This window comes from Bacteroides intestinalis DSM 17393, from assembly GCF_000172175.1.
GTDB lineage: Bacteria > Bacteroidota > Bacteroidia > Bacteroidales > Bacteroidaceae > Bacteroides > Bacteroides intestinalis.
Genome location: NZ_ABJL02000002.1, coordinates 144,860 through 157,074, shown reverse-complemented (window position 1 = coordinate 157,074; position 12,215 = coordinate 144,860). Strand labels below are relative to the sequence as shown.

The following is a 12,215-nucleotide window of genomic DNA, read 5'->3' as shown; positions in this document are numbered from 1 at the left end:
ATGAAAAAGTTAAGAATTTACATTATAGCTTCGGCTTTGTTGGCCGTACTTATTTCTTGTAATGAAAACAATTGGTTGGAAGAGACTCCCAAGTCTTTTTACACTCCTGATAACTCGTATGAGACTTCAACGCAATTCAGGCAGTCTCTTAATTACCAATACGATTTGCTGCGGTCGTTCCAGTGGACATTAGGTGGTTTGAAGGGTGGAAGTGCCGAAGGAGTAATTGCATTAGCTCTTGGAGATATAGCTTTTGGTGGTACTGATTATCCGGATGGAAAGTATAATAATTTTAAGGCTTACTTTACGCCTACGAGTGCTCCTACATTACTTTTCTGGCAAGTGGCTTATAATGCTATTGCGAATGCAAATATTGTGATAAACAGATTGGAACTGAATGACAAAATAGGTATTGAGGATAAAAAGGGGTTTAAGGGCGAAGCTTTATTTTTCAGGGCATACTGGTACAACTTTCTGGCCAATCTTTATGGTGGAGTACCACTAGTATTGGAAGAATCGAGTTCTCCGCGCAGGGATTATGTTCGTGCAACCCGTAATGAAACTTATGATCAGGCACGCTTAGACTTGGAAGAAGCTATTACCCTACTAAAGGATATAGATGGTGTGGAAGATGGTATGATAAGCAAACAGGCTGCCTTGCATGTTATTACTGAAGTCTATATCTCGCTTGGCAGATATCAGGATGCTATTAATGCGGCCTCAGCTGTTATCGATAACCCCAATATGGGTTTGATGACTGAACGTTTTGGATCGAGAGCCAGTGAATCGGGTGGCGACCCTTACTGGGACTTGTTTCAACTGAATAACCAAAATAGATCGAGTGGTAATAGAGAAAGTATTTTGGTACTTCAATATGAATATCAGAATTCAGGTTCAAGTTATGGAAACTTTTATTCACGCTGCACTTTACCACAATATTTTAATGCTAAGGTGGAAGGTAAGGATGGGAAATCCGTATTAGCTTTTACTGGATTTACTGCAGAAAAAGGCGGACGTGGAATTGGAGTTATTCATCCGACGGATTATTTCTTTAATGATGTATGGGGAGAGGATTTTGATACTGATTTGAGAAATTCGTCAAATATGATTGTCCGTGATTTCAAGATAGACAATCCTGAAGCAAAAGGTTTTGGAGAATGGATGGTCAAAGACGGTTGGGTACAAGAAGGGGATTTGCTTAGAAACTGGTATCCTTTTGTCATGAAATTCAGCCGGCGTGGTGGATTCCCTGATGAACTCTATGAAAAGAATACTGATGGCACTATTAAGACAACTGCGCTTGGAGAACATATTTTGGCTTATACTTCTTGGACAGGATCTCCTGCAAATATCTCATATAAAGATGAATATTTGTTTCGGTTAGCGGGTACATATCTATTACGTGCTGAAGCCTATTTGAAGAATAACCAGTCTGATAAGGCTGCTGATGACATTAATGAACTCAGAAAAAGAGCACATGCAAGTGAAGTTAAAGCTTCGAATATGAATATAGATTTGATTCTTGATGAACAAATGCGTGAACTTTATTTTGAGGATTTCAGAGTGGTTACTTTAATGCGGTTAGGGAAATTGGTAGAAAGGACTCAGGAACATAATCCTAGAGGAGAAAATGTAGGTAACAATCAGAATCTTTTGCCTATTCCATATCCGGAAATAGAACGAAATATTTTTGGAAAGATTGAACAAAATCCGGAATATTGATGGAAATGTAAACTTTAGATATAATGAAAATGAGATTGATTGTGACGTTTTTGGTATTCTATATAATTGTTTTCTCTGTTCTTAATGTACATGCTCAAAATGAGTTTCTGATTAAGAAGGATGCGGAAAAAAGTTATTATATGAATCCTATTCTAGGTGGTGATTATCCGGATCCCACCATTGTAAGGGATGGAAATGATTATTATATGACTCATTCTGCCTTTAATTATCTGCCGGGATTAACTATTTTTCATTCTAAAGACTTGGTTAGGTGGGAGCCTATAAGTGTTGCTCTTGTCCGATATTTGGGTTCTGTATGGGCTCCAGATATCTGCAAGTACAAGGATAAATATTATATTTACTTTACTGTTTCTCAGGGTAAGGATGATTTCAGTAACCACGTTGTTTATGCTGATTCTCCTGAAGGACCTTGGAGTGAGCCTGTTAATTTGAATATAGATAGATGGATAGATCCATGCCATGTGGTGGATGAGAGTACGGGGCAACGTTGGCTGTTTCTTAGTGGTGGACACCGTGTAAAGTTGTCTGAAAATGGGTTGTCTGCTAATGGTAAATTGGAAAAAGTATATGATGGGTGGGAGATCCCAAAGGACTGGACTGTAGAAGGTATGGCATTGGAGGGACCTAAAATAAGAAGAATAGGTGAGTATTACTATCTTTTGAATGCTCAGGGTGGAACTGCGGGTCCACCCACCACCCACATGGCAGTGGTTGCCCGTTCTAAATCTATTAATGGTCCTTGGGATAATAGTCCCCTAAATCCTTTAATTCATACTTATAGTGGAACAGAACGATGGTGGTCTAAAGGACATGCTTCGCTTATTGATACTCCGGATGGACGGTGGTGGATTGTATATCATGCTTACGAGAAGGATTTCCTGAATTTAGGAAGGCAAACTCTTTTGGAGCCTGTGCAAATAACTGAAGATGGCTGGTTAGAGGCTCCGTTAGGAAGGAAAGCAGAAGAGAAGATTGCCTGTCCAATTCCTTTGGCTAGTGAATGGAAAAATTGCGACAGACTAAAGGAGTTTCGTATTGGCTTAGATTGGAAGTTCTATAAGCAGTATGAGCCCGGACGCTTTAGCATAAAGGACAGCATGTTAATGTTGAAAGCACAAGGTTCTAATCCGGCAGAGTCATCTCCCATAATGTTTGTTACCGGTGCGCATGGCTATGAAATGAGCGTGAAGATTGAATGTGACAGCAGTGCTGTAGCAGGCCTTATACTTTATTATAATGATAACTTTTATGTAGGTACCGGATGTGATACTCAGTATAGATACAGGTGGCGTAGAGGAGAACTGAAAGGAAAGAACAAATATAGGGAATTTGGCGCTATATGGTTGAGACTTCGTAATGAAAATAATATTGTTACGGGATATTATAGCTATGATGGTAAAGAATGGATAAAGGAAGCGTGGGGAATGGAAATTTCCGGTTATAACCACAATACACTTTCTGATTTCCAAAGTATCCTTCCCGGTTTATTTGTATATGGTAAAGGGAAGGCCTGCTTTAAAGAATTTCAATATAGATGTTTGGACTCTTTTAGATGAACGATACAAAAGTAAATGGAGAAAAAGCTAAATTAGTACCTCGTGATGAACAATAATGCAGGTGATTGCACATTACTCCATGTCCTGTTTTTATGTTCTTCCCTATTTTTGCTGAAATTTATATAATATCATGAGAAACTTGAAGTTGAAACTACTATTTGCACTTTGTGCACTTCTTCTTTTTTCTGCTTTTACTACCGGAAAGAAGGATGTAATCACCATTTTTATGATAGGTGATTCTACCATGGCTAATAAAAGTCTGAGGAATGGAAATCTTGAACGTGGCTGGGGACAGATGCTTCCGGGCTTCCTGACCGATGATGTACGGGTGGATAATCATGCCATGAATGGTCGGAGTTCACTGAGTTTTATCAATGAAGGTCGTTGGGATACTGTACTCTCTAAACTGAAAAGTGGGGACTACGTGTTCATCCAGTTCGGACATAATGATGAGAAGCCTGCTGAAAAACTGCATACAGTTCCCGGAAGCACTTTCGATGGGAACTTACGCCGGTTTGTAAGGGAGACGCGTGAAAAGGGTGCTCATCCGGTACTGTTCAATTCCATTGTACGCCGGAACTTTCCTCCGGAAGGAGCTACCGAAAATAAGGGCAGTTATGAGGTAGAAGGAAACACGTTGGTAGACACTCATGGAGAGTATCTGGAGTCACCGCGAAGAGTGGCAAAAGAAATGAATGTCCCTTTTGTGGATTTGAATAAACTGACACATGATTTAGTAGTCGGCATGGGAGTGGAGAAGTCAAAAAGCCTTTTCATGTGGGTACCCGCCGGGAAATATGATTTCTGTCCGCAGGGGAAGATTGATAACACCCATTTGAACATTTATGGTGGAAAGGTGGTAGCCGGGATTGCGATGGAAGCAGTTGCCAAAGTTGTGTCGGAACTGGCGCCTTATGTACGTCATCATGATCCGGAAGTATATGTAGCCTCCGACTCGGGAAAAGTAGTTTATAACGGCATACCTTGGTTCGACGAACAGGGGAATATTGTCAATGCACATGGTGCATGCATTGTGGAAGATGGTGGGCGGTATTACTTGTTCGGAGAGTATAAATCGGATAAGAGTAATGCCTTCCCGGGATTCAGTTGCTACTCTTCCGATGATCTGGTTAACTGGAAATTTGAAAGAGTGGTGTTGCCGGTGCAGCCCGATGGTATATTGGGACCTGACCGTGTAGGCGAGCGGGTGAAAGTGATGAAATGCCCTTCTACCGGGGAATATGTTATGTATATGCATGCCGATGATTTGGGATATAAAGACCCTTATATCGGTTACGCTACTTGCAAAACAATTAATGGGGAATACAAATTGCAAGGACCTCTGCTCTATGATGGTAAACCCGTCAAACGTTGGGATATGGGAACTTTTCAGGATACGGATGGCAAAGGCTATCTGCTTATTCATCACGGGCCTATTTACAGATTGAGTGAAGACTACCGCTCGATAGAGGCTGAAGTTGCTCATGTCAAAGGGGCGGGCGAATCGCCTGCCATGTTCAAGAAGAATGGCATGTACTATATGCTGTTCTCCAATCTGACGAGTTGGGAAAAGAATGATAACTTCTATTTTACGGCTCCGGCTATTGAAGGCCCTTGGACAAAGCAGGGGATATTCTGTCCCGAAGGAACCCTGACGTATAACTCACAAAGCACTTTTGTTTTTCCTTTAAAAAAAGGTAACGACACGATTCCTATGTTTATGGGTGACCGTTGGTCGTTTCCTCACCAGGCTTCTGCCGCTACTTATGTGTGGATGCCCTTGCAAGTGGAAGGAACCAGAATTACCATTCCCGAATATTGGCAATGCTGGGATATCAATCGTGTGAAACCTGTTGACGTATTGCGCAATGGAAAAATGATTCCTACCAAGAAGATGATGCCGGATGCCGCTTGGAAAGAAGAAAACGGACGGTTGCTTTCAAATATGAAAGGGAGTGTGTTGGCTGTTCCGTTCCAAGGAACCCATGCGGCGGTGACCGGTGAATCTGATTGCCATAGCGGATATGCCAGGATAAGTGTGCTGAATGCCGGGAAAGACACCGTCTATTCTTCATTAGTCGACTTTTATAGTAAATATCCTGAGAAAGCAATCCGAATAATGACTCCGAAGCTGCCTAAAGGGGATTATACATTATTAATTGAAGTCACAGGCATAAAGCCGGTGTGGACGGATAAGTCTAAAACCATTTACGGAAGCGACAATACTTTTGTGACAATAGATAAGATTTATTATTTTTGAACTATAAATAACTGACCATGAAAAAAGGGATTTTAAGTTTATTCTTGTTTTTAATAACTCAACTTTGTTGGGCACAATTCAACCTACCTTCGGGGAAGCCAGTCAAAATATCCTGTGATAATGCGGAAGAAAAGGTGGTACATACCGCTTTAGATTTATTATCCCGTGATTGCAAAGCAGTACTTTCCGCATCGCTGTTGGTAGATAATGAACAAGGTGATATCATTATTGGTACTGTTGGTAAAAGCCCGTTGATAGCTAAGACCGGAGCGGATCTTTCTTGTCTGAAAGATAAAAAACAAGCCTTTCTTCTGATTGTTTTACCGGATGGAAAACTACTGGTAGCCGGAAGCGATGCACATGGTACAGCTTATGGTATCATGGAGCTTTCCCGCCTGATAGGAGTATCGCCGTGGGAATGGTGGGCGGATGTGGTGCCGGAAAAAAAGACATCTTTCACTTTACCCGCAGATTACCAAACGACACAGTCTCCTTCCGTAGAATACCGTGGTATCTTCATCAATGATGAAGACTGGGGATTGATGCCTTGGAGCAGTAAGAATTACGAGCCTGCCGATCAGCAACAAATCGGTCCTAAGACGAACCGTCGCATCTTTGAGTTATTGCTCCGCCTGCGGGCTAATACTTATTGGCCTGCCATGCACGAGTGTACCTTGCCCTTTTTCCTGACAAAAGGTAATCGGGAAGTAGCTGCCGAATTCGGTATTTTTATCGGTTCTTCTCATTGTGAACCGATGGTGTGTAGTGCTGCCGGCGAATGGAGAAGAAGGGGAAAGGGCGATTATGACTATGTGAATAACAGTGCCTCCGTTTACAAGTTCTGGGAAGACCGTGTGAAAGAAGTGGCGGGACAAGAAAATATCTATACTTTGGGTATGCGTGGTGTGCACGACGGGCAAATGCAGGGAGCCAAGACTGTTGCAGAACAGAAAGCTGTGTTGGAACGCGTGCTTAAAGACCAGCGTGGTTTGCTGGAAAAGTATGTCAATAAAGATGTCGCCGCCATTCCGCAGGCTTTCATACCTTACAAGGAAGTACTCGACATTTATAATGCCGGATTACAGGTGCCTGATGATGTAACGCTGATCTGGTGTGATGATAATTATGGCTATATCCGTCACTTCCCTACGCCGGAAGAACAAGCCCGCAAAGGTGGAAACGGCATCTATTATCACGTATCCTATTGGGGACGTCCGCACGATTATCTCTGGCTGGGTACTTTTAGCCCGTATCTGCTCTATCAGCAGATGAAACTGGCCTATGACCGTGGCATCCAGAAAATGTGGGTACTGAATGTGGGTGATATTAAACCTGCCGAATATCAGATTGAGCTATTCCTCGATATGGCGTGGAATATAGAACAGGTGGCTGAAGAAGGTGTTACCACCCATTTGAAGAACTGGTTGGGCAGAGAGTTTGGTACGGAATACGCAAAGACTCTGCTTCCGGTGATGAAAGAACATTACCGCTTGGCCTATATCCGCAAGCCCGAGTTTATGGGGAATACGCGTGAAGAAGAACGTGACCCTATTTATAAGAAAGTAAAAGACCTGCCTTGGAGTGAACAGACCATTCGTGAACGCTTGAAAGATTATGCCGCTTTGTCTTCCGTAGTCGAAGAAGTTGAGGCCAAACTTCCTGTCCACCGGAAAGATGCCTATATGCAATTGGTAAAATATCCCGTACAAGCTGCCGACCAAATGAACCGGAAGCTCCTGAATGCGCAACTTGCCCGTCACGGAAAGGTCGATTGGGAACAAAGTGATGCAGCTTTCGATAGCATTGCTTCACTGACGCGTCGGTATAACGCTTTGCAAAACGGAAAGTGGATTCACATGATGGATTTTCAACCCCGCAAACTCCCTGTCTTTAAACGTGTGGCACATGAAACAGCCGTTACGTCTATGGTAAATGAGAAAACTCCTGCCTATAAATGGAATGCTATGGATTGTACAGCCGGAAATCCTTTACAGTGCGAAGGGTTGGGATATGAGGGTAAAGCAGCAGGTATCGGCAAAAACACTTCTCTTACTTTTGCTTTTGATGATTGGAAGACCGATTCTGTGGAAGTTGAAATACGCTTGTTACCCAATCATCCTATGGATGAAAAACAACTGCGTTTCACACTGTCAGTTGATAAGTCGGCTCCGCAAACCGTTTCTTATGAAACCAAAGGGCGTAGTGAAGAATGGAAAGAAAATGTGTTGCGCAATCAAGCCATACGAAAAGTGAAACTACCCGTCAGCAAACGAAAATCGCATAAACTGGTGATTAAGGCATTGGACGAGGGTGTCGTTTTGGATCAGATCATGCTTTATTGATAATTCCAATTGTTACAAAATAGTTTAAGTGGAATCTCCCTTAAGAAGTGGACTTAGGGGAGATTCTTGTTTACTTCAACTGTTTTATATACTCTGATGGAGACATTCCGTATTCCTCTTTGAAACATTCTCTGAAATAAGATACGGAATTCAGCCCAACCTGATGGGCTATTTCTGAAATATTATACTTTCCTGAGAGCAATAGTTGCTCTGCTTTCCTGAGCCTCAGTTTACGGATAAATTCTCCTGTTGACATCCCGGTCAGGGCTTTTATTTTTCTATAAAGAGAGGAGTAGCTCATTGATAACTCCTGGGCTATTGTGGGCACATCTATTTTTTCATCCATCAAGTTTTCTTCTATGATCCTTGTTATTCTCTCAATGAATTCATTATCTATTTTGTTTAATGATTCTTTGATGATAGATTGTTTAAGATGCGTGCTTGAAGATATTAAGGAAGCTATTTTTTTCCTTCCTTCTAATAGATTGGCCACTCTGCTTTTAAGTAAAGATGCGCTGAAAGGTTTGGTGACGTAGGAGTCGGCACCGGCATCATACCCTTCTGTTTTATCTTGTAATGTGTCTTTTGCTGTCAGTAGTATTACAGGAATATGGCTGGTTGCAATGTTGCTTTTAATTTCCTTGCATAACTCGATTCCATCTTTTACGGGCATCATTATATCGCTGATAATTATATCGGGAATACTTGTGAAGGCGGCCTGGCATCCTTGTTCTCCATTCTCTGCAACAAGAACATCGTAAGACCCCATCAGTGCTTCAGCAATATAATCACGGATATCGCCCTCGTCTTCCACCACTAAAACGATGGGTTTGCTTGATTTCTCTTCATCTATGGATTCTTTGAGATTAGTATTGATATGTATGGCATCGGGATAGGAATTATTGGTTATTAACCGGACACGGAAGGATGAACCTACATTAGGTTCACTATCCACCAGGATAGTTCCTTCATGCAAATCTACCAGGTTTTTCACTAAAGCGAGCCCTATACCGAATCCGGGTATGTTTTTTCTTATATTAGTTTGATAATACCGTTCGAATATACGTGAGATATCCTCTTGGGAGATTCCGATCCCTGTATCAGCTATTTCAATTTCGGTGTATTCTATATCATTGGCTATTACTGACCGCAAAGCAAGCGTGATGGTTCCCTTATAGGTATATTTGAATGCATTGGATAAAAGGTTATCAACAATCATCGAAATTACTTCTTGGTCAAAATATATCTGTATTTTGTCTGCATCAGTAATAATATCAAATGTGATATCAGCATTTCTGTTCAGTTCTTTATATTTGAAACCGATTTCCTGAATCTTTTCGACAATGTTTCCTTCAATTACACATAACTTCTTGTTTTGAGTTTCTGTTTTACGGAATTCCAATATTTGAGTGACCAGGTTTAACAGGCGGATTGTGCTTTTATGAATAAGAGAAATCTTCTTCAGGTGTTCCTCTTGAATTCTTGAATCGCACTGCAGGTCCTCAAGTGGTCCGAGTATTAACGTCAATGGAGTTTTCAGTTCGTGAGTGATATTGGTATAAAATCTTAATCGCTCTTCATTCAATTCCTGCTGTTTCTGGGCTTTTTCTTTCTCAAGTGATAGTGAGCTACGTAACTGCAAGCGTTTTTTATAAGATTTGATTATGAAGAATATGATGGTGGCTATACCTGCTACATATATCAATTTAGCCCACCAACTGAGCCAAAACGGAGGATTGATGCTTATGAACAGCGTTGAATAATTATTTTGCCACTCCTGGTTTTTATAACGGGCTTTAATATGCAATTTATAGTTGCGATAAGGAATATTGCGAAATGCAACTTGATTTTCTCCTCCTATATTGATCCAGTTTTCTTCCAACCCTTCCAGTTTATAGGCATATTCAACTTTACCTTGCAGGGATTTGTTCATGACGTTGAACGTTATGCTGAATATATTCTGATTATGATTGAGTGTGACTTTTCCGTCTGTCATAGGTATGGATATGTCAATTGCATCTTCGTGAGGATTTCTACCATAGACTTTGAATTCGGTAAATATTACCGGAGGAAGAATAATATTGGAAGGCCTGTCATTAGGATTAAAGTAGCACACGCCATTGATGCTGCCGAAATAAATAGTTCCGTCTTGAGTCTTACCGACAGAGTTGTTCATATATGTACCAAATAGGGTACCGTCTTTATGGTCATAATTAAGAAATCTTTTTTCTGGCTCAAAGAAACAACTGATACCTGAATGGGTACTCAGCCAGATATTACCTTCTGAATCCTCTTCAATAGAACAGACTAAATTACAGGCTAGTCCGTTTTGGGTGTTAAACAATTGGTAAGCATCTGAATGCTCATCAGGGAATAAGACTAATCCTTCTGTTGTTGCAATCCAAATTCTGTTTTTAGAATCTCTGAATATTTGGTTGATTGCGCAATTCTCAAATATGGTGTGTTCATTTATATGTTTCATTGTCTTGCTCTCCGGATTATATATACTAATCCCTCTATTGAGAGTACCGATCCATATGTTCCCGTTTTTATCTTGTGAGACAGCTCTGATTTCATTAGTCAATAGTTGGCTGTTTTCTTTATTAAGAAAATCTTTTTTCTTAGTTATCAGGTTGTAAATTTCCAACCCGTTGCTGCTGCCAATCCACACATTTCTCTGGTTATCTTCAAAGAGGCAATAGATTATTGAATTGTTTCCCTGGGGAGTGTAATGGGTAAATCTATTTTCTTTGCTTAGAAAAATATCAATACCTATTTCATTATACATATTTCCGAACCATAAATCTCCATTAGAATCTTTTAGCGAAGAATGATAAGCATTTGACGATATCTCTCCTGTATTGTGAGAATAGATTGTGCCGTTCTTTCCATCTTTGTTGACATTGATACCTCCCCCATCGGTTCCCATCCATACATTTCCATTGTCGGCAACACATATTGTCAATACTTCTTTGTCATTGAGTCCATTAGTGACTCCCGGTATTTTATTAATTTTCCAACTATGAAAGAAAGATGAAGTGCTGCTGATGAAACTGGCTCCTCCGCCATTTGAGCCTATCCAAACATTTTTGAAAGAGTCTTCAAAGACGCTATGAACGGTTGGATTTGATATTCCCCAATAGATATCCTGGATAAACATATGATTGACATCCTTTTTCCCGGATAAAATCAGATCTGTGTCTTTGGAATCGAAATAACAAAGGTCGGACACTGTACCCACCCATATTCGTCCATCACTAGTCTTATAGACATTATAAACTGCTCCTTGCATCGTGTAGTGAATCCCGCTGACATCTTTGAAATTGCGGAATGTTTCTCTGAAAGGATCAAAAAGTGACACTCCGTTGTTGGTCGCAATCCAGATTTTAGAATTAGCGTCAACAAATATGGAATGTACAGTATTGTTGGGGAGCGAATTTTTGTTTAGAGGTGAATGAGTGAAATTTTTAAAGCTTCTGTTATCCGGAGAGAAGATGGTGAATCCGCCATGAGTATGTCCGATGTATAAATCGCCATTACTGCCTTCTGCCAATGTCATAATGCCATTTGAGGGGAAGTTGGGAACGGTTGACGTATTATAATGTATGAACTGTGAATTCTCGGGATTATATAAATCTAATCCTTGCGTTGTTGCAATCCATACATTTCCGTTGGAAGTGACCAGAATATCTTTAATTTCATTGGATATCAGTGTTTCCGGGCGATTTTTATCATGCAAAAAAGATGAGAATTGCTGTGTTGCACAATCAAATACATTTATGCCCATCCATCTGTTGGCAATCCATACTTTATTATTAATGGTATCTGTTGCAATCTTATTAATATCATTACTATTAAGTAATGCTTTATCGGGTTCCTTTAGATAGACAGTAAATTTATCTCCGTCAAATCTATTAAGACCATATTTGGTTGCAATCCATGTGAAGCCATACTTATCCTGAGCGATATCCGTTACATAGTTGCTGGATAATCCATCTTTCATGACCAGATTAATAGTCGGAATCTGCTGGCAGAAACCTCCTATGGAGTAAACTACTAACGAGAGTAATAAGATTAACTTGAATAGGCCGCTCTGTTTCATTTTCATACTATTTTTATCTTCAAAATTACTACTTAATCTCAAACAAATACAAAAATCAGCATTAATAAGCACAATGATGGTCGTAATCCTTCCAAAAGTCGCCCACAATTCTGTCATTGAAAAAATAACGGCGGTATTCTGAATGATACAGATGCCTGAAGTCCTGGCTTGAATTTACCTTTGTCCGGTGAAATCTTTTGGAGAGCTAATTC

General features: G+C 40.5%; 5 protein-coding genes and 1 pseudogene. 5 read left to right on the top strand and 1 reads right to left on the bottom strand.

The features are described 5' to 3' along the window. The 5 genes and pseudogenes from BACINT_RS01510 (at window position 1) to BACINT_RS01495 (ending at window position 7,901) form a co-directional block, all read left to right on the top strand. Entirely contained in the window at window positions 1–1,722 is a 1,722-nt protein-coding gene (locus BACINT_RS01510; RefSeq protein WP_007660054.1) for a RagB/SusD family nutrient uptake outer membrane protein, read from the top strand. A 140-nt stretch (window positions 1,723–1,862) separates the two neighbouring features. Next, window positions 1,863–3,299 (top strand): family 43 glycosylhydrolase, encoded by a 1,437-nt coding sequence (locus BACINT_RS01505; RefSeq protein WP_232288735.1) that lies wholly within the window; start codon window positions 1,863–1,865, stop codon window positions 3,297–3,299. A gap of 130 nt (window positions 3,300–3,429) precedes the next feature. Beyond that, window positions 3,430–4,152: pseudogene (locus BACINT_RS24440) on the top strand (rhamnogalacturonan acetylesterase); the annotation flags it as partial. Window positions 4,153–4,203: 51 nt separating this feature from the next. Then, window positions 4,204–5,559: a family 43 glycosylhydrolase gene (locus BACINT_RS23980; RefSeq protein ID WP_044154619.1), complete on the top strand. Its 1,356-nt coding sequence runs from the start codon at window positions 4,204–4,206 to the stop codon at window positions 5,557–5,559. 17 nt (window positions 5,560–5,576) lie between these two features. Continuing rightward, window positions 5,577–7,901, top strand: coding sequence for a glycosyl hydrolase 115 family protein (locus BACINT_RS01495; RefSeq protein ID WP_007660051.1), 2,325 nt, complete (start codon window positions 5,577–5,579; stop codon window positions 7,899–7,901). A 70-nt stretch (window positions 7,902–7,971) separates the two neighbouring features. Here BACINT_RS01495 and BACINT_RS01490 read toward each other — a convergent pair whose 3' ends face one another. Then, complete coding sequence (locus tag BACINT_RS01490; protein WP_232288734.1) at window positions 7,972–12,009, bottom strand: hybrid sensor histidine kinase/response regulator transcription factor; 4,038 nt, start codon at window positions 12,007–12,009, stop codon at window positions 7,972–7,974. Between the last annotated feature and the right edge of the window lie 206 nt (window positions 12,010–12,215).

Coding starts and splice junctions, on each gene's coding strand:
- BACINT_RS01510 (WP_007660054.1), top strand. CDS start 1: ATGAAAAAGTTAAGAATTTACATTATAGCTTCGGCTTTGTTGGCCGTA.
- BACINT_RS01505 (WP_232288735.1), top strand. CDS start 1,863: ATGAATCCTATTCTAGGTGGTGATTATCCGGATCCCACCATTGTAAGG.
- BACINT_RS01495 (WP_007660051.1), top strand. CDS start 5,577: ATGAAAAAAGGGATTTTAAGTTTATTCTTGTTTTTAATAACTCAACTT.
- BACINT_RS01490 (WP_232288734.1), bottom strand. CDS start 12,009: ATGAAAATGAAACAGAGCGGCCTATTCAAGTTAATCTTATTACTCTCG.